General features: G+C 65.6%; 23 protein-coding genes and 1 pseudogene. 14 read left to right on the plus strand and 10 right to left on the minus strand.

The genetic code is table 11. From position 1 onward, the window contains the following. Positions 1-13 precede the first annotated feature (13 nt). The 9 genes from bhcA to ACFDTC_RS05955 all read left to right on the plus strand — a co-directional run bounded on the left by bhcA (position 14) and on the right by ACFDTC_RS05955 (position 9,992). Entirely contained in the window at positions 14-1,204 is a 1,191-nt protein-coding gene (gene bhcA / locus ACFDTC_RS05915; protein ID WP_375257953.1) for an L-aspartate--glyoxylate aminotransferase BhcA, read from the plus strand. Further along, positions 1,201-2,184, plus strand: coding sequence for a beta-hydroxyaspartate dehydratase BhcB (bhcB, locus tag ACFDTC_RS05920; RefSeq protein WP_375257954.1), 984 nt, complete (start codon positions 1,201-1,203; stop codon positions 2,182-2,184). The genes bhcA and bhcB overlap by 4 nt, the downstream gene beginning before the upstream one ends. 186 nt (positions 2,185-2,370) lie before the next feature. Further along, a complete protein-coding gene (gene bhcC / locus ACFDTC_RS05925; RefSeq protein ID WP_375257955.1) occupies positions 2,371-3,534 on the plus strand; it encodes a 3-hydroxy-D-aspartate aldolase BhcC in 1,164 nt (387 codons plus the stop codon). A gap of 115 nt (positions 3,535-3,649) precedes the next feature. Continuing rightward, the gene (gene bhcD / locus ACFDTC_RS05930) at positions 3,650-4,648 is read left to right on the plus strand and encodes an iminosuccinate reductase BhcD (RefSeq protein ID WP_375257956.1); all 999 of its coding nucleotides are present in this window, start codon (positions 3,650-3,652) and stop codon (positions 4,646-4,648) included. A gap of 64 nt (positions 4,649-4,712) precedes the next feature. Then, complete coding sequence (locus ACFDTC_RS05935; protein WP_375257957.1) at positions 4,713-5,963, plus strand: NAD(P)/FAD-dependent oxidoreductase; 1,251 nt, start codon at positions 4,713-4,715, stop codon at positions 5,961-5,963. 114 nt (positions 5,964-6,077) lie between these two features. Beyond that, on the plus strand, positions 6,078-7,502 hold the full coding sequence (locus ACFDTC_RS05940) for a circularly permuted type 2 ATP-grasp protein (RefSeq protein WP_375257958.1): 1,425 nt from the start codon (positions 6,078-6,080) through the stop codon (positions 7,500-7,502). A 4-nt stretch (positions 7,503-7,506) separates the two neighbouring features. Continuing rightward, a complete protein-coding gene (locus ACFDTC_RS05945) occupies positions 7,507-8,448 on the plus strand; it encodes an alpha-E domain-containing protein (RefSeq protein WP_375257959.1) in 942 nt (313 codons plus the stop codon). Between the two features lie 4 nt (positions 8,449-8,452). After that, the gene (locus tag ACFDTC_RS05950) at positions 8,453-9,250 is read left to right on the plus strand and encodes a transglutaminase domain-containing protein (RefSeq protein ID WP_375257960.1); all 798 of its coding nucleotides are present in this window, start codon (positions 8,453-8,455) and stop codon (positions 9,248-9,250) included. A 28-nt stretch (positions 9,251-9,278) separates the two neighbouring features. Beyond that, positions 9,279-9,992 (plus strand): peptidase, encoded by a 714-nt coding sequence (locus tag ACFDTC_RS05955; RefSeq protein WP_375257961.1) that lies wholly within the window; start codon positions 9,279-9,281, stop codon positions 9,990-9,992. A gap of 25 nt (positions 9,993-10,017) precedes the next feature. On the opposite strand, the gene mnhG is transcribed toward ACFDTC_RS05955, so the two are convergent. From mnhG to ACFDTC_RS05990, 7 genes are read right to left on the minus strand one after another with little or no spacing between them, the layout of a single operon-like run. Next, positions 10,018-10,437, minus strand: coding sequence for a monovalent cation/H(+) antiporter subunit G (mnhG, locus tag ACFDTC_RS05960; protein ID WP_375257962.1), 420 nt, complete (start codon positions 10,435-10,437; stop codon positions 10,018-10,020). Then, entirely contained in the window at positions 10,434-10,739 is a 306-nt protein-coding gene (locus ACFDTC_RS05965) for a monovalent cation/H+ antiporter complex subunit F (protein WP_375257963.1), read from the minus strand. The genes mnhG and ACFDTC_RS05965 overlap by 4 nt, the downstream gene beginning before the upstream one ends. Next, the gene (locus tag ACFDTC_RS05970; RefSeq protein WP_375257964.1) at positions 10,736-11,221 is read right to left on the minus strand and encodes a Na+/H+ antiporter subunit E; all 486 of its coding nucleotides are present in this window, start codon (positions 11,219-11,221) and stop codon (positions 10,736-10,738) included. Before ACFDTC_RS05970 ends, ACFDTC_RS05965 begins: the two co-directional genes overlap by 4 nt. After that, positions 11,218-12,753, minus strand: coding sequence for a Na+/H+ antiporter subunit D (locus tag ACFDTC_RS05975; RefSeq protein WP_375257965.1), 1,536 nt, complete (start codon positions 12,751-12,753; stop codon positions 11,218-11,220). Before ACFDTC_RS05975 ends, ACFDTC_RS05970 begins: the two co-directional genes overlap by 4 nt. Then, complete coding sequence (locus ACFDTC_RS05980; RefSeq protein WP_375257966.1) at positions 12,750-13,115, minus strand: Na+/H+ antiporter subunit C; 366 nt, start codon at positions 13,113-13,115, stop codon at positions 12,750-12,752. Before ACFDTC_RS05980 ends, ACFDTC_RS05975 begins: the two co-directional genes overlap by 4 nt. After that, positions 13,115-13,534: a Na+/H+ antiporter subunit B gene (locus ACFDTC_RS05985; RefSeq protein WP_375257967.1), complete on the minus strand. Its 420-nt coding sequence runs from the start codon at positions 13,532-13,534 to the stop codon at positions 13,115-13,117. The genes ACFDTC_RS05980 and ACFDTC_RS05985 overlap by 1 nt, the downstream gene beginning before the upstream one ends. Next, positions 13,531-15,789 (minus strand): putative monovalent cation/H+ antiporter subunit A, encoded by a 2,259-nt coding sequence (locus tag ACFDTC_RS05990; protein ID WP_375257968.1) that lies wholly within the window; start codon positions 15,787-15,789, stop codon positions 13,531-13,533. Before ACFDTC_RS05990 ends, ACFDTC_RS05985 begins: the two co-directional genes overlap by 4 nt. A 165-nt stretch (positions 15,790-15,954) precedes the next feature. Between ACFDTC_RS05990 and ACFDTC_RS05995 the strand changes: the two genes are divergently transcribed. The 4 genes from ACFDTC_RS05995 (at position 15,955) to ACFDTC_RS06010 (ending at position 20,947) form a co-directional block, all read left to right on the plus strand. Then, the gene (locus ACFDTC_RS05995; protein WP_375257969.1) at positions 15,955-16,875 is read left to right on the plus strand and encodes a hydrogen peroxide-inducible genes activator; all 921 of its coding nucleotides are present in this window, start codon (positions 15,955-15,957) and stop codon (positions 16,873-16,875) included. A 76-nt stretch (positions 16,876-16,951) separates the two neighbouring features. After that, complete coding sequence (locus ACFDTC_RS06000) at positions 16,952-17,839, plus strand: LysR family transcriptional regulator (protein ID WP_375257970.1); 888 nt, start codon at positions 16,952-16,954, stop codon at positions 17,837-17,839. A gap of 698 nt (positions 17,840-18,537) precedes the next feature. Continuing rightward, entirely contained in the window at positions 18,538-19,923 is a 1,386-nt protein-coding gene (locus ACFDTC_RS06005) for a hypothetical protein (RefSeq protein WP_375257971.1), read from the plus strand. Between the two features lie 58 nt (positions 19,924-19,981). Continuing rightward, positions 19,982-20,947: an endonuclease/exonuclease/phosphatase family protein gene (locus ACFDTC_RS06010; RefSeq protein WP_375257972.1), complete on the plus strand. Its 966-nt coding sequence runs from the start codon at positions 19,982-19,984 to the stop codon at positions 20,945-20,947. Positions 20,948-21,029: 82 nt separating this feature from the next. Here the strand turns inward: ACFDTC_RS06010 and ACFDTC_RS06015 are convergent, their stop codons facing one another. The 3 genes and pseudogenes from ACFDTC_RS06015 to ACFDTC_RS06025 all read right to left on the minus strand — a co-directional run bounded on the left by ACFDTC_RS06015 (position 21,030) and on the right by ACFDTC_RS06025 (position 22,854). Next, on the minus strand, positions 21,030-21,260 hold the full coding sequence (locus ACFDTC_RS06015) for a JAB domain-containing protein (RefSeq protein WP_375257973.1): 231 nt from the start codon (positions 21,258-21,260) through the stop codon (positions 21,030-21,032). Then, positions 21,169-21,426, minus strand: a complete 258-nt coding sequence (locus ACFDTC_RS06020; RefSeq protein WP_375257974.1) for a JAB domain-containing protein — start codon at positions 21,424-21,426, stop codon at positions 21,169-21,171. Before ACFDTC_RS06020 ends, ACFDTC_RS06015 begins: the two co-directional genes overlap by 92 nt. Before the next feature lie 74 nt (positions 21,427-21,500). Continuing rightward, a pseudogene (locus ACFDTC_RS06025) lies at positions 21,501-22,854 on the minus strand (IS3 family transposase). A gap of 162 nt (positions 22,855-23,016) precedes the next feature. On the opposite strand from ACFDTC_RS06025, the gene ACFDTC_RS06030 reads away from it, so the two are divergent. Beyond that, on the plus strand, positions 23,017-23,673 hold the full coding sequence (locus ACFDTC_RS06030; protein ID WP_375257976.1) for a tyrosine-type recombinase/integrase: 657 nt from the start codon (positions 23,017-23,019) through the stop codon (positions 23,671-23,673). Positions 23,674-23,726 lie beyond the last annotated feature (53 nt).

A 23,726-nucleotide genomic window follows, 5' to 3' on the forward strand; every position in this document is an offset into this window, starting at 1 on the left:
AGGAGGAGCGTCCATGAGCCTGCAGAACCCGGTCTTCATTCCCGGCCCGACGAACATCCCGGATGCGATCCGCAAGGCCTGCGACATGGCGACGATGGACCACCGCTCGCCTGCCTTCGCGGACATCCTGCACCCGGCGCTCGACGGGACACGCCGCGTGCTTGCGCAGGAGACGGGCGAGACGTTCATTTTTCCCGCCTCGGGCACCGGCGGTTGGGAGGTGGCGATCGCCAACACGCTGTCGCCCGGCGACCGGGTGCTGGCGGCGCGCAACGGCATGTTCAGCCACAAGTGGATCGACATGTGCCAGCGCTTCGGCCTGACCGTGACGCAGATCGACGTCGAGTGGGGCGAGGGCCTGCCGATCGCCGCATTCGAGGACGCGCTGCGCGCCGACAAGGCGGGCGAGATCAAGGCCGTGCTGGCCACGCACAACGAGACCGCGACCGGCGTCGTGTCGGACATCGCGGCGGTTCGGCGCGCACTGGACGCGGCGGGCCACGGCGCGCTGCTGATGGTCGACGGCGTCAGTTCGATCGGCTCGATGCCGTTCGAGTTCGACGGCTGGGGCGTCGACGTCGCGGTCACCGGGTCGCAGAAGGGGTTCATGCTGCCGGTGGGTCTGGCGATCGTCGGCTTCTCGGACAAGGCCGTCGCCGCGTCGAAGACCGCCACGCTGCCGCGCACGTTCTTCTCCATCGACGACATGCGCAACGGCTATGCCGCGAACGCCTATCCCTACACGCCGGCCGTCGGTCTGCTGAACGGGCTGAAGCTGTCGACGCGGATGCTGCTGGACGAGGGAATGGAGAACGTCTTCGCCCGCCACGCGCGCATCGCCGACGGGGTCCGCGCGGCCGCGGGGGCCTGGGGGCTGGCGCTGTGCGCGAAGTCGCCCGATCTCTACTCGAACACCGTGACCGCCATACGCACGCCCGCCGGCTTCAACGCCTCGCGCATCGTCGAGGTCGCGGCCCGCGACTACGGCATGGCCTTCGGAACAGGCCTCGGCGACGTCGCGGGCAAGGTGTTCCGCATCGGACACCTGGGTTCGATGACCGACGCCATGGCGTTGTCGGGTATCGCCACGGCCGAGATGGTGATGGTCGATCTCGGGCTGGACATCTCGCTTGGCTCGGGCGTCGCGGCGGCGCAGGCTGTCTATCGTCACGGGACGCAACCGGAAAGGATGGCCGCGCAATGAAGGACACGATGAACATTCCGACCTACGAGGACATGCTGGCCGCGCACGAGCGGATCAAGCCCTACATCCACCGCACGCCGGTGCTGACCTCGTCGATGCTGAACGAGCTGACCGGGGCGCAGCTGTTCTTCAAATGCGAGAACTTCCAGAAGGCCGGCGCTTTCAAGGTGCGCGGGGCGTCGAACGCGGTCTTCGGGCTGAGCGAGGAGATGTGCGACAAGGGGGTCGCCACGCATTCCTCGGGTAACCATGCGCTGTCGCTGAGCTACGCGGCCGGGCGCCGGGGCATCCCGTGCCACGTGGTCATGCCGCGCACCGCGCCCCAAGCCAAGAAGGACGCCGTGCGCGGTTACGGCGGCATCATCACCGAGTGCGAACCGTCGACGTCGAGCCGCGAGGCGACCTTTGCCGAGGTGCAGGAGGAGACCGGCGCCGAGTTCGTGCATCCCTACAACGACCCGCGCGTGATCGCCGGCCAAGGGACGTGCTCGAAGGAGCTGATGGAGCAGATCGACGAGATGGACGGCGGCGGGCTCGACGCCGTGATCGCTCCCATCGGTGGTGGCGGCATGGTCTCGGGCTGCTGCCTGACGCTGTCGACGCTCGCCCCCGACGTGAAGATCTACGCGGCCGAGCCCCAAAACGCCGATGACGCGATGCGCAGCTTCAAGGCCGGGCACATCATCGCCGACGACGCGCCGGACACGGTGGCTGACGGGCTCAAGGTGCCGCTGAAGGACCTGACCTGGCACTTCGTGTCGAACCACGTGACCGACATCCTGACCACCTCAGAGGACGAGATCGTCGACGCGATGAAGCTGACCTGGAAGCGCATGAAGATCGTGATGGAGGCGTCCTGCGCGCCTCCGCTGGCCGCGATCCTGAAGAACCCGGACGTGTTCCGCGGCAAACGCGTCGGCGTGATCATCACAGGCGGCAACGTGGATCTGGACAAGCTGCCCTGGGTGGTCGGCTATTAACAACCGTCCGGCACCGCAGGGTGGTCGGCTCCTGACGGTCCCGCGCCGGCGGGTCGTGAAACACGGTTGAATCTCCGCCGCCCGGGCCGATATGTTTCCGATAGGAAACTTTTGCCCGTCCTGCCCCGCCCGGCAGGACGCCCGGCCAGAAACCCGCGCCACCGCGCTCATGAAGGGAGAAGACAGATGAAAGACGTGAGCAATCTCGACGACTTCGAAGTGGGCTTCGACATTCCCGCCCTTCCCGGCATGGACGAAGCGGACATCCAGACGCCCTGTCTGATGCTCGACCTCGACGCGCTCGAGCGCAACGTGAAGAAGATGGGCGACTACGCGAAAGAGCACGGCATGCGCCACCGCGTGCACGGCAAGATGCACAAGTCGGTCGACGTCGCGAAGCTTCAGATCGAGCTTGGCGGCGCCGTCGGCGTCTGTTGCCAGAAGGTATCCGAAGCCGAGGTCTTCGCCCGCGGCGGCATCAAGGACGTGCTGGTTTCGAACCAGGTGCGCGATCCGGCCAAGATCGACCGGCTGGCGCGGATGCCGAAGCTCGGCGCGCGCACGATCTGCTGCGTCGACGACGAGGCAAACGTGGCCGACCTGTCGGCCGCCGCGCAGAAGCACGGCACCGAGATCGAGTGCCTGGTCGAGATCGATTGCGGCGCGGGCCGCTGCGGCGTGACGACGACCGAGGATGTCGTGCGCATCGCAAAGGCGATCGATGCGGCGCCCGGCCTGAAATTCGCGGGCCTGCAGGCCTACCAGGGCGCCATGCAGCACATGGACAGCTACGAGGACCGCAAGGCCAAGGTCGACGTGGCCATCGCAATGGTGAAGGACGCGGTCGAAGGCCTGAAGGCCGAGGGGCTGGAGTGCGACATCGTCGGCGGCGGCGGCACCGGCAGCTACTACTTCGAGAGCAACTCGGGCGTCTACAACGAGCTGCAGTGCGGCAGCTACGCCTTCATGGACGCCGATTACGGCCGCATCCTCGACAAGGACGGCAATCGCATCGACCAGGGCGAATGGGAGAACGCGCTGTTCCTGCTGACCAGCGTCATGTCCCACGCGAAGGAACAGAAGGCGATCTGCGACGCGGGCCTCAAGGCGCAGTCCGTGGACAGCGGCTTGCCCTTCATCTACGGGCGCGACGACGTGCAATACGTCAAGTGCAGCGACGAGCACGGCGTGATCGAGGACCCCAAGCACGTCCTCAAGATCAACGAGAAGCTGAAGCTGGTGCCCGGCCACTGCGACCCGACCTGCAACGTGCACGACTGGTACGTCGGCGTGCGCGGCGGCAAGGTCGAAACGGTGTGGCCCGTCAGCGCGCGCGGCAAGGCCTATTGATTTCCCTGAGCGGGCCGGCGCATGCCGCCCCGCGACCGGCCTGGCGCCGCGTGTGACCCGCGCGGCGCCTTTTTCATAACGGGGCGTGCAAGCCCCACCCGACAGGAGGACCCCGATGAACGCCAAGGACAGCAGCACCCAGCACATGGTCACCATCGTCCCCGAATCCGAGATCGCGGGCCTGATGGACGCGGCATCGGCATTCGAGGCGGTCGAGGCGACCTTCGCCGCAATGGCGCGCGGCGACGCCTACAACTTTCCCGTGATCCGCGAAGCGATCGGCCGTGCGGATGCGCTCTATGGCTTCAAGTCGGGCTTCGACAAGTCGGCCCTGTCGCTGGGGCTGAAATCCGGGGGCTACTGGCCCGGCAACGCGGACCGCGGCCTGACCAATCACCAGTCGACCGTGATCCTGTTCGACGCCGATACGGGGCGTGTGAAAGCGCTGGTGGGCGGCAACCTGCTGACCGCTTTGCGCACCGCCGCCGCCTCGGCCGTGTCGATCGCGCACCTGTCTCGGAAGGAGTCGACGGTTCTGGGCATGGTCGGCGCCGGGCACCAGTCGGCCTTCCAGATGCGCGCCGCCTGCGCGCAGCGCGACTTCGAGAAGGTCGTCGGCTGGAACTATCACCCCGAGATGCTGCCGCGCCTGGAAAAGACCGCCAAGGAACTGGGCCTGCCCTTCGAGGCGGTCGACCGCGAGGAGCTGTGTGCGCAGGCCGACGTGATCATCACCATCACGTCCAGCTTCGAGCCGCAGCTGATGGCCGACTGGGTCACGCCCGGCACGCATATCGCCTGCATGGGCACCGACACCAAGGGCAAGCAGGAGGTCGACGCGCAGCTTCTGGCCAAGGCGTCGGTCTTCACCGACGAGGTCGCGCAGTCCGTCAGCCTCGGCGAGGCGCAGCACGCGGTGGCCGAGGGGCTGATCGCGGAGTCGGACATCACCCCCATCGGCGCGGTGATCGAGGGCAAGGCCAAGGGCCGGACGGGCGACGACCAGATCACGCTCTTCGACGGCACGGGCGTCGGCCTGCAAGACCTCGCCGTGGCGGCGAAAGTGGTCGACCTCGCGCTGGAGTCGGGCAAGGCGCAGCAGGTTCCGTTCTAGGCGAGAGACCGTTGCAAGCGTCCGCCGGGACGGGGAAGATGAGCCTCCGACAAGGAGGTGAAGCGTGGCTGAAACCCGAAGAACAGTCGCCATCGTGGGCGCCGGCATCGTCGGCGTCTCGACCGCGCTGTGGTTGCAGCACGAAGGCTGCGACGTCGTCCTGATCGATCGCGCTCAGCCGGGATCGGGCGCGAGCTTCGGCAACGGCGGGGTTCTGGCCTCGTCGGGGTTCGTCCCGGTCACGGGGCCGGGCCTGATCCCGTCGATCCCGGGCAAGCTGCTGTCGCGCGACGGGCCGCTGTTCCTGCGCTGGCCCTACCTGCCCCGCGCCCTGCCGTGGCTGCTGCGCTACCTGTCCCATGCTCGCCTGGACGAGACGACGCGCATCGCCCGCGCGATGGCCGCGCTGACCGGCGACAGCCTGGCCGAGCATCAGGCGCTGAGCGATGGCACCCCGGCGGCGCGTTACGTGGTGCCGTCGGACTACCTGCACGTCTTCCCCGACCGCGCCGCCTTCGAGGCGGCCGCGCTGGGATGGCGGCTGAGACGCGAGGCCGGGTTCACCTGGACCGAGATGGACCGCGAGGCCCTGGCGGCCTACGACCCCGCGTTTTCCGAGGAAACGCGCTTCGGCGTCGCCCTGCCCGGCCACGGCCACATCCGCGATCCGGGCGCCTATGTCCGCGCGCTCGCCGACCACGCGGTGGCGAATGGCGCCCGCCTGATCCGGGCCGAGGCGACGGACATCGCGCAAGACGGCGGACGCGTGACCGGCGTGCTCGCGGGCGGCGAGACCATCCCGTGCGACGACGTCGTGATCGCCTCGGGCGCATGGTCCGGGCCGCTGTGCCGGCGGCTCGGCCTGCGCGTGCCGCTTGAATCCGAGCGCGGATACCACCTCGACCTGTGGGAGCCGTCGGTGACGCCGCGGGCGCCCACCATGGTCGCGGCCGGGCAGTTCGTGATGACTCCGATGGAGGGACGCCTGCGGCTGGCCGGCGTGCTCGAGATCGGCGGCCTGAAGGCCGGCCCGTCGCGCGCGCCTGTCGACCTGCTGCGACGGCTGGCGCGCGCCGCCCTGCCCGGCCTGACATGGCTGGACGAGAGCGCGTGGCTGGGGCACCGCCCGGCCCTGCCCGATTCGCTGCCCTTGGTCGGACCCGTTCCGGGGCTGCGCGGTGCCTGGGCGGGCTTCGGCCATCATCACGTGGGGCTTACCGCCGGGCCTGCCACCGGCCGTCTTCTGGCGCGCGCGATCACCGGGCACGGCACGAACGTCGACCTCGGGCCCTACGCACCGGCCCGATTCAGCTGATGCGAGCGCCTAAAAAGCAGGCGACGCCCTAGCTAAAGCCATGAAAGCGGGCGCAAAACGGGCCGTGCATCATCAGCCGATTGCTGTGCCCGGCTTCCCTTGTATGCTGACCCCATGACCGAGACGCCGATCTTCGACGAGATGTGGGGCCGCGACGAGACGCTGCGTCAGCCCTACGAGTCCTTCAACAGCTGGCTGCAGACCGAGGACACGGCCCGCCTGCGCGCCAAGCAACGCGAGGCCGAGGAGCTGTTCCGCCTGTCGGGCATCACCTTCAACGTCTACGGCCGCGCCGAGGCCGAGGAACGGCTGATCCCGTTCGACATCATCCCGCGCATCATCGCGGGGCGCGAATGGCAGCGCCTGACCCGCGGAATCGAGCAGCGCGTACGCGCGATCAATGCCTTCCTGCACGACATCTACCACCGGCAGGAGATCGTCCGCGCCGGCCGCGTGCCCGCCGAGATGATCGCCCGGAACGAGGCCTTCCTGCCGCAGATGCTGGGCGTGACGCCGCCGGGCGGGATCTACACGCACATCGTCGGCATCGACCTGGTGCGCACTGGCGACGACGAGTTCTTCGTGCTCGAGGACAACGCGCGCACGCCGTCGGGCGTCAGCTACATGCTCGAGAACCGCGAGACGATGCTGCAGATGTTCCCCGAGCTCTTCAGCCGAACGCGGGTGCAGCCCGTGCAGAACTACCCGCGCGACCTGTGCACCTCTCTGATGGCTTGCGCGCCGGACATGCAGCGCATGAACCCCACGGTCGCGGTGCTGACGCCGGGGATCTACAACTCGGCCTATTTCGAGCATGCCTTCCTGGCCGACCAGATGGGCGTCGAGTTGGTCGAGGGCAACGACCTGCGCGTGATCGACGGCCGCGTCGCCATGCGCACCACCGAGGGCTACAAGCCGATCGACGTGCTTTACCGCCGCGTCGACGACAACTTCCTCGACCCGCTGAACTTCAACCCCGACAGCGCGCTGGGCGTGCCGGGGATCATGGACGTCTACCGCGCGGGCGGCATCACCATTGCCAACGCGCCCGGCACCGGCATCGCCGACGACAAGGCGATCTACAGCTACATGCCGGATATCGTCGAGTTCTACACCGGCGAGAAGGCGCTGCTGAAGAACGTGCCGACCTGGCGTTGCTCAGACCCCGACAGCCTGGCCTACGTGCTGGACAACCTCGCCGACCTCGTGGTCAAGGAGGTGCACGGCTCGGGCGGTTACGGAATGCTCATCGGGCCAGCCGCCACCAAGAAGGACCTGCGCGACTTCACCCAGAAGCTCAAGGCGCGGCCGGCCAACTACATCGCGCAGCCGACGCTGAGCCTGTCGACCGTGCCGATCTTCACCAACAAGGGGCTGGCGCCCCGCCACGTCGACCTGCGGCCCTTCGTCCTGATGAGCCCCAACGGCATCAACGTCACGCCCGGCGGGCTGACGCGGGTGGCGCTGAAGAAGGGCAGCCTGGTGGTGAACTCGTCGCAGGGCGGCGGCACCAAGGACACCTGGGTGCTGGAGGACTGAGGCGATGCTGGGCAAGACGGCGAACGGGCTCTTCTGGATGTATCGCTATCTCGAGCGCGCCGAGAACACCTCGCGCCTGATCGAGACCGGGCAGCGCATCGCGCTGACACGGCTGGGCGACGCAGACGAAGAGTGGGAATCGGTCCTGCAGACGGCCGGCATGGCGCAGGGCTTTCACGCGCACAACGACGAGCTCGGCAAGGACGCGGCGATCGACTGGATGCTGCGCGCGCGCGAGAACCCGTCGGCCGTACGCTCGGCCATCGGGGCCGCGCGCCAGAACGCGCGCCTGGTGCGTACGGCGCTGACCGGCGACGTCTGGGAGGCGATGAACCGCACCTACATGGGCTCCGAGGAACGGCTGGCCCGGCGGGTGTCGGAACGCGACCTGCCCCGCGTCCTGGGACTGGTGCGGCAGGGCACGGCGCTGGTGCGCGGGGCCACGCTGGGCACGATGCTGCGCAACGACATCTACGATTTCGCCCGCATCGGCACGTTTCTCGAGCGCGCCGACAACACCGCGCGCATCCTGGACGTGAAGTATTATGTGCTGCTGCCGGGCATGATGTCGGTGGGATCGTCCATCGACAACGTCCAGTGGGAGACGATCCTGCGCTCGGTCTCGGCCCGCGGCGGGTTCCGGATGGAATATGGCGGCGCGACCCAGCCGCGCAACATCGCGCAGTTCCTGATCCTGGACAAGCGGATGCCGCGCAGTCTGGCCTTCTGTGCGCTGAAGCTGCGTGATAACCTTGGCTATCTCGCGTCCAATTACGGCAGGCGCCCCCCGTCGCTGGAGATGGCGGATGCGCTGGTGCGCCGCTTCCTGACGCACGACATCGAGGCGGTGTTCGATTTCGGCCTGCACGAATACATCGAGGAAGTGATCGGCGCGCTCAACACGCTGGGCCGCCAGATCGAAATCGACTTTCGCTTCTATGAGTGAGCCCATGCGCCTGAGCATCAAGCATTCCACGCGCTACCGCTTCGACACGCCGTCGACCTACGGGCTGCAGCAATTGCGCAAGACGCCGAAATCCGGCCACGGTCAGCACGTGCTGGACTGGATCACCCGGATCGAGGGCGGCATCCGCGAACTGACCTTCGACGATCACCACAACAACGTGGTGGAGCTGATCAGCTTCGACCGCGGCACGACCGAGCTGGAAGTCGTCAGCGAGGGCCTGGTGATGATCGAGGACACGACCGGTGTCGTCGGCCAGCACCGCGGCCCGGCGCCGCTATGGCTGTACGCCCGGCCGACCGACCGCACACGCCTCGGCCCCGCCTGCCGCAAGCTGCTGCGCGGGATCGAGGGCGAGGCCGACCTTGAGCGACTGCACGCGCTCTCGGCCGCGATCAGCAAGGCCGTGGTGTACAAGGTCGGCGCGTCGCAGCCCACCTGGACCGCCGAGGACGCGCTGACCGCCGGCGAAGGCGTCTGCCAGGACCACACCCACGTCTTCCTCGCCTGCGCGCGCGAGATGGGCTTTCCCGCACGCTACGTCTCGGGCTACCTGCTGATGGACGGCCAGGTCCGTCAGGACGCCATGCATGCCTGGGGCGAGGCCCATGTCGAGGGGCTGGGCTGGGTCGGCTTCGATGCCAGCAACGGCATCTCGCCCGACGCACGCTACGTCAGGGTTGCAACCGGCCTAGACTATGCCGATGCCGCTCCGGTCACGGGCTTGCAGGTCGGCGGCCACGGCGAGGCGCTGCGCGTCGATATCGCGGTGCAGCAGCAATAGGGGAAGATCGGTGACCTATTGTGTCGGGATGGTCCTTGACGGGGGCCTTGTCTTCATGTCGGACACGCGCACCAATGCGGGCGTCGACAACATCTCCACCTTCCGCAAGATGTTCACCTGGGAAAAGCCGGGTGAACGGGTGATGGTCCTGATGACCGCCGGCAACCTCGCGACGACGCAGGCGGTGATCTCGGAACTTGACGAGCGGTCGAAGGCTGTGGACGACCGCGCGCCGTCGCTGCTCGAGGCGCCGTCGATGTACCAGGCCGCGCGGATCGTGGCCCGGACGCTGCGCGACGTGATCGCGCGCCACAACGAAACAGGTCCGGCGGCCGAAACGACGTTCGGCGCGACGATGATCCTGGGCGGTCAGGTCGACGGCGGCCCTCCGCGCCTGTTCCTGATCTACCCCGAGGGCAACTTCATCGAGGCGGGCGAGGACACGCCCTTCTTCCAGATCGGCGAGACCAAATATGGCCGACCGATCCTGGTGCGGGCCTACGACCCCGAGATGGACTTCGAGGCCGCGGTCAAACTGCTGCTGGTGAGTTTCGATTCCACGGTGAAGGCGAACCTGTCGGTCGGCGCTCCATTCGACCTGCAGATCGTCGAGCGCGACCGACTGGCGCTGGGGCCGTCGCGGCGCATCCCGGCCGACGACCCCTACTACGACGCGATCTCGCGCCGCTGGGGCGAGGCGCTGAAGAGCGCGCTGGACTACCTGCCCGACTTCTCGCTTTGACAGCGGCCATGCGCCCGACGGCGCGCTAGCGGCGGTTCCCGGCGCCGTCCGTACTGTCGGTATGGCCCTCTGCACCGCCGGTGACGGTCTCGTGGCCCGTTTCGGCAGGCTTGGGATGGTCGAGGTCGTTCTTCAGCTCGACCTCCTTGCGCTCGATCCCCCACGGCTCGACCCCGATCCGCAGCGCGGCGCGGCCGATCATGTGGGCGCCGATCGGGGCGGTCAGCAGCAGGAACAGCACGATCAGGACCACCTTGAAGATGACGGCCGGTTCCTCGAAGTGGATCGCCACGCCCAGCATGATCAGCCCAGACGAGAGCGTGCCGACCTTCGTCGAGGCGTGCATGCGGATGAAGACGTCCGGTTGGCGCAGGATGCCGATGCCGGCGACCAGCATCAGCGCGGCCCCGGTGAGGATCAGGATGCCCTGGATGATCTCGATCATGGCCGCTCCTCACCCGACTGGTCGCGCATCCGGCGCTCGAGCATCCGTTCGGCGTAGCGTGCCAGCGCGACGGTCGCCAGGAAGCCCACCAGCGCCAGCGCCAGCGCCACGTCGAGGAAGGCGGGATCCTCGGCCTGCGTGGCCATCAGCCCGCAGAACGACACGATTGCCACGGTCATCATGTCCAGCGCCACCACGCGGTCGGGCAGCGTCGGGCCCAGCGCCAGCCGCAGCAGCGCCATCACCACCGCGATGAAGACCAGCACGAAGCCGATGGTGACGCAGATGGTCAGAAAGCTCATTGGGGTCCCTCCACGGCGTCGATCACCCATCTCTCCATGCCCTGCTTGAGACTGCGGCACACGGCCTCGGGGTCTTCGGCGAACATGGCGTGCACGATCAGCGTCTTGCGGTCCTCGCTGACGTCGATGCTGAGCGTGCCGGGCGTCAACGAGATCAGGTTGGTGACCAGCAGGATGCCGGTATCCGTCTTCACGTCCAGCGGCATCTCGATGATCGCGGGCCGGGCGCTGTAGTTCGGCGTGACGATGTCCCACAGGACCTGAAGGCTCGACACCACCAGTTCGTAGTGGAACATGATGATCAGCTTGACGCAGTAATAGACCCGCTCGAAGTACTTCGTCCGTATGCCGGTGAGCGGCTGGAGAAGCCACAGCACCGCGTAGCCCAGCAGGAAGCCACTGCCCAGCATCAGGGCGCTGAAGCTCCCGAAGAACGCGCACCACGAAACGGCCAGCAGCAGGTTGACGGCGAAGGTGTTCATGACGCGTCCTCCACCAGCCCGGAGGGAAGCGGCAGCGCGTCCGCGCCCAGAACTGTGCGAATGTAGTCGGCGGGGTCCAGAAGCTGCTGCGCCGCGGTCTCGGCGAAGCTTATGAACGGCTGCGGGAAGAGGCCGATCACCATCGTCAGCCCGGCCAGCCCGATCACCGGCGCCAGCAGCCACCGGCGCTGTCCGGTCGGGATGCGCTTCAGCTCCGGATCGATCCCGTCGGGATGCGCCTTCCAGAACGCCTCGGCCCAGATCTTGGTCATCGAGTAGATCGTCAGCAGGCCGACCAGCAGCGCCACACCCGCGATCACCCAGCCCTGCACGTCAAGCGCCGCGGCCACCAGCACATACTTGGCCCAGAAGCCCGACAGCGGCGGGAACCCGGCAAGCGAGAAGGCCGGCACCAGGAACAGCGCGGCCAGCAGCGGCGCCGACTTGTAGAGACCGCCGATCCGGCCCAAGTCGCTCGACCCGGCGGCGCGGGCGGCGATGCCCGCGATCAGGAACAGGTTCGCCTTCACGATGATGTGGTGCACGACGTAGAAGACCGCGCCCGCGACCGCCAACGGCGTGTAGAGCGCGAGGCCCAGGATCATGTAGCCGATCTGGCTGACGATGTGGAACGACAGGATCTTGCGCATGTCGTTCTGCGCCGCGGCGCCAAGGACGCCCGTCACCATGGTGAAGCCCGCGACCCACAGAAGGATGGTGTGCGTATACCCCGTGTCTTCGGTGAAGATCATGGTGAAGACGCGGATAAGCGCGTAGACGCCCACCTTGGTCAGCAGACCCGCGAACACCGCCGACACTGCATAGGCGGGCGTGTGGTAGGACGCGGGCAGCCAGAAGAACAGCGGGAAGACCGCCGCCTTCACCCCGAAGGCGATCATGAACAGCATCGCGACCGTAGTCACCAGCCCCTGATCTTCGAGCGCCGGCACCACCCGCGCGAGGTCCGCCATGTTGAGCGTGCCGGTCATCCCATAAAGCAGGCCGACGCCGGACAGGAACAGGATCGTCGAGACCAGGTTCAGCGTGACGTACTTGATCCCTCCGTCGATCTGCGCGCGCGACCCGCCCAGGATCAGCAGGCCGAAGCTCGAGATCAGCATGACCTCGAACCAGACATACAGGTTGAACAGGTCGCCGGTCAGGAATGCGCCGGTGACGCCGCCGATCAGCACGTTGAACAGCGCGTGGAAGCCCAGGCCGGCCTTGTGCTCGTCGATGTCGCCCATCGCGTAGACCGCCGTGGCCAGCGCCGTGATCGCGGTGATCACCGCCATCGCGGCGCCAAGGTAGTCGGCCACCAGCGTGATGCCGAACGGCGCAGCCCAATTGCCCATCTGTCCGGCGACCACGCCCTGGTCCAGAACGGCCGCCAGCAGCGCCAGGGCTGCCAGCAGCAGGGCCACGTTGCCCGCGACGCTGATCCAGCGTCCGGCGGGCTTGTGACGCCACAGGAAGGCCAGCACGGCCGTGAGGAAAGGCAGCACCAGGGGCGTGGCGAGGATCCAGCTCATGCGTCGCGATCCTGCTTGGGTTCGGCGATGCGCATCTCGTCGGAAAAGAGCGTGCCCAGCGACGTGTAGGCGCGCAGCGTCAGGACCAGCGCGAAGGCGAACAGGCCGAAGCCGATCACGATCGCCGTCAGGACCAGCGCCTGCGGCAGCGCGTTGGCGACCTCGCCCACTGGAGCGTATTCGCCCGCCGGGATCAGCGGCGGCGCGCCCTCGACCAGCCCGCCCGAGACGAAGATCGTCAGGTTGGCCGCGTTCGAGATCAGCACCAGCCCGAAGATGAAGCGCAGCACGTTGCGCGCCAGCATCAGGTAGACCGACGCGGCGACGAGCACGCCGATGGCAATGGCAAGCAGCGCCTCCATCAGATTTCCTCTTCCATGGCGAAGACCAGCGTCAGGATCGAGCCGAAGACGACGAGGTAGACGCCCACGTCGAACACCAGCACGGTCGACAGCGGCAGGCCCTTCTCGCCCGGGGCGGCGCCCAGGAACAGCCATTGCCCGGTGAACAACGCGTCACCGAACAACGCCGCGGCGATCCCCGCCAGAAGCGCGACCCCCAGCCCGACCATCGCGATGCTCTGCGGCTGGACCCGCAGTGCCCGCCGCGCGTCGGCCACACCCGCGGCGATGGCGAACAGCACGAAGCCCGTGGCGCCCACCAGCCCGCCGATGAAACCGCCGCCAGGCTCGTTGTGGCCGCGCAGCAGCATGTAGACCGAAAAGACCAGCAGCAGCGCCGACAGATAGCGCGTGCCCGCCCGCAGGATGACCGAATTCAACTATCGTCCTCCTTGGCCCTGGTGGTGCGCAGCAGCGCGTAGGCCGACAAGGCCGCGATGATCACGACCGAGATCTCGCCGAACGTGTCAAGCGCGCGGAAGTCGACCAGGATCACGTTGACGATGTTGCGGCCGTGGGCGTCGGGGTAGGATGCCGCCTCGAAGAAGTCCGTCAGGCGCCGATCGACCGGGGTCGCGATCACCGCGAAGATGACCGCCGTCACAGCGCCGCCGACCGCCGTGGCCAGCACCGCGTCCCACGGGCGCCAGTCGTCCCGCGCGCGGTCGAGCTTGGGCAGCCGAAGCAGCGCAACGGCGACCAGCACGACGATCAGCGTCTCGACCATCAGCTGCGTGATCGCCACGTCGGGCGCCGAGAACACGATGAAGATCATCGCCACGCCGATGCCCACGACCCCCAGCGAGGCCATCGCCGTGATCCGCGACGTCGTCACGGTGGCGAGGCTTGCGCCGACGATCATCAGCGCGACCAGCACGACGTTCATCCAGGTCACGTCGCTCAGGTCCGGCAGCGGGATGCTCACGCCGCGCGCAATGATCGTGCCGACCAGCGCGACCGCGACCACCAGGAACATGATCGCCATGTAGCGGCGCAGCACGCCCGATTGCAGCACGCGGGTCTGCCAGCCGGCCAGGCTCTTCAGCCCGTCGAGGAAGCTGTCCCACCAGACGTCCAGCGTGGGCGTCGCGGCATCCGCGCGGGCCAGCCCGGCGCGCACCGGCTTGTGCAGCGCATAAAGCAGAAAGCCCAGCGCGAAGGTCGCCAGCGACAGGTAGAGCGGCAGGTTCACACCCGCCCACAGGTGCAGGTGCTTGGTCAGCGTCAGGTCGCCCAGCAGGCTGCCGACGACCGGCGCGACCAGCGGCCCCTCCACGAGCCAGGGGAAGGTGCCGAAGGCAAGGCCGCCCAGCGCCAGCACCAGCGGCCCGACCAGCATCGGCCACGGTGCCTCGTGCGGGGTCTTGGGCAGCTCACCGCCAGCCTTGCGCCAGAACGGGCCCAGCGCGACGACGCCCGCCACCGCGACCATCAGAGCGTTCGCCGCAAGCGCGGCAGCGGTCACGAAGACCGGGCTCGACACCGCGACGATCGAGCCGGCGTAGATCAGTTCCTTGCCGATGTAGCCGATGAAGGGCGGCAGGCCCGCCATCGACAACGCCGCGAGCGCAGCGGCCAGCGCGGTGACCGGCATCGACCGCCCAAGCCCGCCCAAAATGCCCGCCTCACGCGTGCCGGTCTCGTGGTCGATGCAGCCGACCATCAGGAACAGCGACGCCTTGTAGAGCGAGTGCACCACCAGGAACGTCGCGAAGGCCGTCATCGCGTAGGCCGAGCTTTGCCCCAGCAGCAGCGTCAGCGTGCCCAGCGCCATCAGCGTGGTGTAGGCCAGCGCCTGCTTCAGGTCGGTCTGCCGCAACGCCAGCACGCTGGCCAGAACCGCCGTCACAGCGCCGGCGATCGTCAGCGACCAGATCCAGCCGTCGGTGCCCGACATGCCCGGATGCAGCCGCGCCAGCAGATAGACGCCACCCTTGACCATCGTGGCCGAGTGCAGGAAGGCCGAAACCGGCGTCGGCGCGGCCATCGCGTTGGGCAGCCAGAAATGGAACGGAACCTGCGCGGACTTGGTGAACGCGCCCAGCAGGACCAGCACTAGGATCGCGGTGTAGTGCTCGTGCGCCTTCAGCGCCTCGGGGTCGGTCAGGATCTCTGAAATCTCGAACGACCCGGCGGCGTTGCCCAGCAGGATGAAGCCTGCCAGCATCGCCAGCCCGCCCGCGCCGGTGACGAACAGCGCCTGCAGCGCCGAACGGCGGCCCTTCTTCGTCTCGTGCCCGAAGCCGATCAGAAGGTAGGACGTGATCGTGGTCAGTTCCCAGAAGACGAACACGCCGATCAGGTTGTCCGACAGGACAAGCCCCAGCATCGACAGCATGAACGAGAACAGGAACAGCACGAAGCGGGTGAATTGCGGATGCCCAGCGAGGTAGCTGTTGGAATAGAGGAAGACCAGCGTGCCGATCCCCGAGATCAGCAGCGCGAAGGTCAGCGAAAGCCCGTCCAGCAGGAACGACAGCGTGACGCCCAGCGAGGGCACCCATTCGAACGCCAGCCTCAGGTCCTCGCCGGCCGAGACGCGCGGCAAGGCACCGAGGAAAGCGGCGAAGATCGCCGCCGACACGAGGGTCGGCAGAACGCCGACCCAGCCGTTGCCGCGCGGTTCCGCGCTCATGCCGAAACGCCGGTCCGGCGCGCGACTGCCGGGGATGCCATGTGTCTGCGGTGCTGCACGCCGCTCTCCCAAACGATTCCGCGCAAGACCTAACCCCGTATGCGACGTTGTTCCAATCGAAAGTCGCCGGTACGGTGATAGAAATTAGCTATCACGAGGCGGGGCATGCCCTCTTTGAAGCAGTTGCGCTACCTCGTGGCGCTGGACGATCATCGCAGTTTCCGCCGTGCAGCCGAGGCGTGTCACGTCACCCAGCCGACCTTGTCGGCCCAACTCAAGGAGCTGGAACTGAAGCTGGGCGGCGGTCTCGTGGAACGCTCGCGCCACCACGTGATCGTCACGCCGCTGGGCCGCCAGATCTGCGAACGCGCCCGGCGCGTCCTGCGCGAGGTCGACGAAATCGCCGCGCTGGCGCAGATGGCGCAGCGACCGCTGCAAAGCACGATCCGCATCGGCGTGGTGCAGACGCTGGGGTCGTACATGCTGCCCCTGATCGTGCCAGACCTGCACGACAGCCACCCGGCGCTCAAGCTCTACATGCGCGAGGGGCTGGCAGACTACCTGCTGCGCGGTCTGGGGGACGGCGCGCTCGATCTGCTGTTCCTGCCGCTGCCGGTGCAGGGCGCCGGCATGGCGACGATGCCGCTGTTCCGCGAGCCAATCGCGGTGGTGATGCCGCACGACCATCCCTTCGCAGCCTGCGACGCCGTCGCACCCGATCAGCTACGCGGCGAGACGATCCTGTCGCTGGAGCCCGGCCACCGGCTTTACGAACAGGTGCGCCGCCTCTGCGACGAATACGGCGCCGAGCTGTCGCGCGACTACGAGGGCACGTCGCTCGACACGCTGCGGCAGATGGTGGCGATGGGTATGGGCCTGTCGCTGATGCCCGCGCTCTACGTGAAGTCCGAGGTCGCGCACCAGGACATCGTCGTCGCCCGCCCCTTCCGGGGCACGCCGCCCGCGCGCACCGTCGGCATGGTCTGGCGCCAGGGCACCGCGCGGCAGGACGAATTCCGCGAACTCGCCGCACTGATCCGGACGATCCTGAAGGACCGCGCGCCCGAGATCGTCGTGCTGGGCTGAAACGCGGGCCGCACCGCCTTCTGCCGGCCGACAGGCTGACATAAGATGCGGCGGGACGGACAATGGAAGGACCGAGATGCTCGACAAGCTGGAGATGTTCCTCGCCGTCACCAAGGAGCAGCATTTCGGCCGCGCGGCCGAAAGCCTCGGGATCACGCAACCTACGCTGTCGGCCGGGATCAAGCAGCTCGAGGAGCAACTGGGCGTGCAGCTGATCTTTCGCGGCTCGCGCTACGGCGGCCTGACGCCCGAGGGGCAGAGCACCCTGGTCTGGGCGCGGCGCATCGTCGGCGACGCCCGCCAGCTGAGGCAGGAAATGCGGGCGCTGCGCCACGGGCTCGCGGGGACGGTGCGGTTCGCGGTCATTCCCACGGCGCTGACCTGGGCCTCGGTCCTGACGGCGCGGTTCGCGCGGCGCCATCCGGCGGTCCGGTTCAGCGTGCTGTCGCGATCCTCGATCGACATCCTGCAGATGATCGACAACCTCGATGCCGATGTCGGGCTCTCCTACCTCGACAACGAGCCGCTGGGCCGGGTCAGTACGCAGCCGCTCTACCGCGAGCGCTACCGCCTCGTCTGCGCGGCTGATGCGCCGCTGGCGGCACGCGCCTCGGTGACGTGGGCCGACCTGCACGACGCGCCTTTGTGCCTGCTGACCTCCGAGATGCAGAACCGCCGCATCATCAACCGCTGCTTCATGCTGGCCGGGATCGAGCCGCAGGCGATGGTCGAATCGAACTCGACAGTCATGCTGGTCGCGCATGTCGAACAGGGCGACTGGATGACGATCCTGCCGGCCGAGATGGCGACGTTCCTGACCGCCGGAAAGCCTTTGGTCAGCATCCCCATCGAGGGCGGCGAACAGGGCCACGCCGTGGGCCTTGTGGCGCCCTACCGCGACCCGCACACGCCGGTCATCCATGCCCTGCTGGCCGAGGCGCGGCGGATGGCGGCCGAGGCTTAGCGGTTCGCGAGATGGCCAATGCCGCGCCGGGAAATACCCGAGGCCGCCTAGAAATCCGCGATTTTTGGGGAAGTTTTGGACACCTGCTATCGCGAAGGTGTCAGTGGCGGCCCGAGGAGGACAGCGCCGTTTCGTTTGCGGCCATGCGGTTGAGCCGGAAAGTTCCAACTCACGCACCCACTAAATATCAGTGTCTTACGAGGCGAGTTCCAACTTCTCAAGCCTTCGGTAGCACTCGCAACAGTACCGGAAGAAGATCGAGAGCAGCTGAAGAATCCAGCGAACGTGGAAACCAGTGCACTGCGGCTCGGCAATGGCTTGCCAAGGGTTGGAAACCACACGGTCGGGGTATCGCCTCAATGGCATCTGGCGCGGTTTCACTGCCGGAGCTTGCTATAAAATTAGAATTCGCCCTGCACCATAGATGCCGGACCCCAAATCGCCCATGGGCGAAGCGGTCAAGGATGTGGGAAGCTGACACAACGTCATCACTATCAACGCGGACGACGGCCATGGCTGCCCCAACCGACTCGGCGAAGCCCTCTCAACCCGCCGAGGACCGCGTCAGGCCGATTTTTTCTTCATCTTGATCCGATCGTCCGTGATCATTTTCATAAAAAGTAATATGGTCAAGCAGCGCGGGACGTTGCGACGGGAGTGTAGAGAGGATGACTTGGCCAATAGCGTCTATCGCTGACATGTTGCTGTTGGGAATGGCACGCTATCGGACAGGTGTATCCGTCGGCTACATGATCGCCGGAATTGTTCTTCTGATGGCGGCCTACATCTTGAGGATCCACGCCGTTGAATTCAATGGCGAGGTGGCGGGTGGCCAAATCGGCGGGCTCGATCCGGAGACCACTAAGCAGGTGGGTTACATTTGGGCGCCGAACTGGGCACTAGCGTCAATATTCATTCTCCCCCTGGCGATCTACAACCTCTTAGCCGCCCGCGCTTCCGCTGAGAGCATTTTGCCCTTACTCCTCGAACGTAAGATGATAGTCCGGCGCGACGGGGCGGCCACAGACGGCAAGGCGTTGCAGGAAGCTTGGCGCAGAACTGCGGCCAGTTGGTCAGTCTTCACCTTGATCTGCCTTCTAGGCGTTGCGGTCTTCATCATCCTCGCAGACTTCCTGCCGGTGGTCGGCAACTGGCTAAGCTCAGAGCCTTTCCGCGCGACCGAACTGCCAGGAATAACCATCGCGGATCCAGACTACGAATTTGATTGGTCCATCGCCGCCCTTTATCCATCCGAGGATGTGTCTTGGCAGCTCAATTACGCGTTCTCCTTATCCGTCTACGTCCTCGTGCCGATTATCGGAGCTGGGCTGATCTTCGGGTTGTTTATCTGGTTCGCCTCCATTTCGACCTTCTTCTCAGTCGGGCAGCTTAGAGCCGAGGGGTACGTCGTCGTGCCGGACATCGATAGCGACGATGAGCGGCGAGGCTTTGAAGTCTTCGAGGAGCTTTTTGACAGCCTCCTGCGCGCGGGTCTGATGACGGCCGCGATGGCGCTTTGCATGCACTACCAGAACGTGTTCCTGCGCTCACCGTCTCATGAAAACATCCTTGAGATGCTCTTCGCGGATTCGGTTGGTGTAGCGGGAAGCGCCCTTGATGGGGATTTCTCGCCGCTCATGAGCTACTTCACTGGATTTGATAGCATCGTTCACATTGAGAATTGCAGCATCAGCCTACAGACCTACGCCACAGCGCTGGTGAACATGCTTATCTTTGTGATCATCATCGGCCTGATGTGGCGCTGGCTTCGCAAGCTTGCCACTGGCGGCCTCGAATATACCGCCCGGCATATCCCTGTCACCAAGCGTCAGAAAGCGAAGCTGCTTACGATGCAGGTTTGGCCGGTCGGCTGGATGTCCGAGACGCTTCTTAGCCTAGTGATCGTACTGACCTTGGCAGCAATGTACTATATCAACCTCCTGCCGCTACTCCTATTTGTACTGGTGCTTTACGGTATAAAGAGCCTCATCTCGGCGGCGATACCATCATTCGGAGGAAGCTTCGCTGCCCGCCGGAATTTTGTTTGGCGAGATGCGGACGACGAGGACGACGATGCGTCATAAAGCAAGCGCAGTACTCTGGGCGGGGATCGCTGCGGCAGTCGTAGTAGGAGGATGCACCGTGATCGGAAATCGTTTCGAACAACAAATCCCGCGAGAGCAGGTCGTCCTTAGTACCGGCTCCGCAGATTTGCCTCCCGCGCCAGAAGTGCTGACGGTGACGACTTGGAATGTCGGCTACGGCGGAATGGGGCCTGAATCGGACTTCGTATTCGATGGGGGCAGCCAGCGACGCCCGCCCGAGGCGGCTCTGGTTGACAAGAACATCGCGGGGATTGCCGAGACAGTGAGCATGCTAGACTCGGACGTCCTCTTGTTTCAGGAGGCAGCGCGACCGTCCTGGATCAATTACGGTCGCGATTTGATCGCTGTACTGGATAGGGCGGCTGGAAACCGAAAGCGGCGCTTCGATGCTGACATTGTCACCCGGGGCGTGCCGCGCCCCTGGCGGGTTGAAATCGGCAACGCGACCTATTTCCGGCATCTGCCGTCGAATTATGAACTTGTGGGCCTCCCACTGGAGCCCTATTTCCAATTTGGCCTCTTTCGCAAGAACTATCGCATTCACGTCCTGCGCTTCGACGGCGAAGTGCCTTGGACCATTGCGAACATCCACCTGAGCGCTTTCGACCCCGAGGAAATCGATGTGCGACGCCAGCAAGTCGCCGCCGTTTTCGAGTTTGCGCAGGCTGAATACAGCGCCGGCCGATATGTCGTCATCGGAGGCGACTGGAACCTCATTCTCTCCGACGCAGCTTTTCCGCACCGTAGTGCCGAAGAACACTCTTTCTGGGTACGCGACTTCCCGGACGGCGCCTTGCCAGAGGGTTGGACTATTGCTGCCGGGTCGGAAGTACCAACCTTAAGGCTAGCCTACGCTCCCTATCAGGCAGGAGTAACCCGGACCATCGCAATCGATGGCTTCGCCGTCTCACCCAACGTGGGCGTGCGCAGCGTTGCGGCACAGGATCTCGGCTTTAAGTGGAGCGATCATAACCCGGTCACAGCGACCTTCGCGGCGCGGTGACGGGCTCGCCGCGAGCCTTCGCTGGCCAACGTCTGCGATGATCGGCATGACCTTTACTTCACCGCGATGACGACTTGCGCCACTACAACATCCCGTTCTTCCGGAACGAGTACTCCGTCTCCTTGCCGACGATGAGGTGGTCGTGAACGATCACGGACAGCGTCGAAAGCGCGGCGACCACCTCGTCAGTTGCGCGAATGTCCCCTTCGCTCGGGGTATTGTCACCTGACGGGTGGTTGTGCCCCAGGATGATAGCGGTCGCGTTTAGAACGAGGCAGCATTTTGGCGATCGCGCGTCGGTAGACCAGTACATGGTCGACCGTCCCCTCGGCCTGCGCTTCGTCAGCGATCAGCTTGTTCTTGCGGTCGAGACACATCACGCGGAATTGCTCGGTGTCCCGGTGCGCCATAGTGCGCCATAGCGGTACGGCAGTAGTCGATGAAGGCAGCCCATGTCGAGAATACATCCCTTTGGACATGTCCGTCGTCAGAGTTTTTTCGGAACGCTCGGGCTTTTTCGTAACGGAGGCTCTGGTTCGATTTTTGTTTAAGGTTAGGCGGCGCCGCTGTGATGCTGCAAGCGGCGTTTCTGGATGGTCTGCTTTTTGATCTCCTCTCTCATTTTCAGGATCTGTGCGCTGCGGCCGCGGTAGACGTCGGCGGGTGTCAAATTGCCCAGGCTCTCGTGGTATCGGCGGTTGTTGTAGTAGTCGACGAAGGCTTCGATCTGCCGTTCCAGGTCGCCAGGCAGGTAGTAGTTCTCCGGCAGTATGCGGTTCTTCATGGTCTGGTGCCAACGCTCGATCTTGCCCTGGGTCTGGGGTTCGGGGCCCCTCGAACGTGATCCATCCCATTGTCCTCAAGGACGTCCGCCAGATCTCCGGCGACGTAGGATGAGCCGTTGTCGGAGAGAAGGCGGGGTTTGTGTACGACCGTGACGTCGTCGCAGCCTGACGTCTCCAACGCCAGTTCCAAGGTTTCGGTCACGTCGCTGGCATTCATCGTCGTGCAGAGTTTCCACGCGACGATGAAGTGGCTGTGGTCGTCAAGGATCCTGCTGAGATAGAACCAGCCCCAGCCCCAGCCGTTGACTTTGAGGTAGGTGAAGTCAGTCTGCCAAAGCTCGTCGGGCCGGGTGGTCTTGTCCCGGAACTCGTCGGCGGCCCGGATCACGACATGGGCCGGCGCGGTGATCAGGTCGGCAGCTTGCAAAATCCGATAAGCTGATGATTCAGATACGAAGTAGCGCTTCTCGTCGGTGTATTTGACCGCCAGTTCCCGAGGCGTCAGATCCTCGTGTTCCAGCGCGAACTCGACCATGTCCTCGCGGATCTCGTCCGGAATGCGGTTCCAGACCGAACTCGGTTTCGGGGACCGATCCGCCAGCGCCTCGAGCCCACCTTCGGCCCATCGGGCATACCACTCATAATAGGTGCTGCTGGGAATGCCGATCATGGCCAGCGTACGTTTCACCGGCAGGTGCGACGCCTCGACCGTGCGGATGATCTCGAGCTTCTCGGAAGCCGGGTATCTCACGCCTCGTCCTCCCCATCGCCGACCATCCTTTCTTTCAGAAGCCGGTTCTCAAGCGTCAGCTCGGCAACCACCTCCTTGAGCGTAGCGGCCTCCGAGCGGAGTTCCTTGACCTCGGGCGCCGTCGCCTGGCGCGCCGTGTCGCCGGCCAGCCATTTCTTGCCGGCCTCGAGGAACTCTTTCGACCAGGTGTAGGAGAGGCTCTCGGCGATCCCCTCGCGGCGACTCAGCGCAGCGATGCTCTCCTCGCCACGCAGGCCCGCCAGAACGATACGGATCTTCTTCTCGGCCGAGTAGTGCTTGCGGGTTTTCCGTTTGATCCCCCTGACCAGCTTGTCAGCGGCATCCCTCGATGCTCCGGATTTCTTGTTCATCTTCGCTCCATAATGGCTTCGATGAAACAGAAATCCTCCGTTGCTCAAACCCTGAAATCTGTCCGGTAGGCGCTGACGTCAGACAAGCTGGACGCCCACCCGGCGAACACCCGTCGCAAGGTTTGGCGGGCGCTGTGCGCATTCTGGCTGGAGCGGGGCTTAATCAAGGAAGACCCGGCTTGCGAGGTACGGACGCGCAAGACGGCACAGAGCAGCGGACACAAAGCATGGACCCGAGACGACTTCGCGGCATTCCGTGCGTACTGGCCGGTCGAGAGCCGGGAGCGTTACGCCTTCGAGGTAATGTATCGGACGTGCGCAAGCATCGGCGACGCCTGCCGACTCGGTCCTGGCATGATCGAGGCCGAGGGTTGGCTGACCTACCGGCGCGGAAAGAGCGGGAGTGAGGCGGTGGCACCGACAAAGGGCGGCCCGGCATGGTATGAGCCGGACGCATGGCTTGACCGCTGCCGTGCAGCGCACCCGCGCCACATGACCTTCATCGTCACATCGCACGGCGCGGCCAAGTCCGAGAAGGCCGCAGCGCAGTGGTTCTCGCGCGTCTGCACGAAGGCGGGGCTAGACGATCTTACTGCCCACGGCATCCGCAAGGGCCGCGCGGCGGTGTTCAAGGAAAACGGCGCGACGAAGGATCAGCGCATGGCAATTCTTGGTCACGAGACCGAAGCACAGGCGCAGCACTACAGCAAGAGCGCGGACCTGAAGCGGGTCATTTCGGGAACGGAAGTTCCAACTCACCCCGAACCAAGTTCCAACTCTGCCGATTTTGGCAGTAAAATCAAAGGCGGTTTGGAGTGATGGCGGACCGAGGAGGATTCGAACCCCCGACCCCCTGATTCGTAGTCAGGTAC

The sequence above is a fragment of the Citreimonas sp. genome, from assembly GCF_042096055.1.
Classification (GTDB): domain Bacteria; phylum Pseudomonadota; class Alphaproteobacteria; order Rhodobacterales; family Rhodobacteraceae; genus Citreimonas.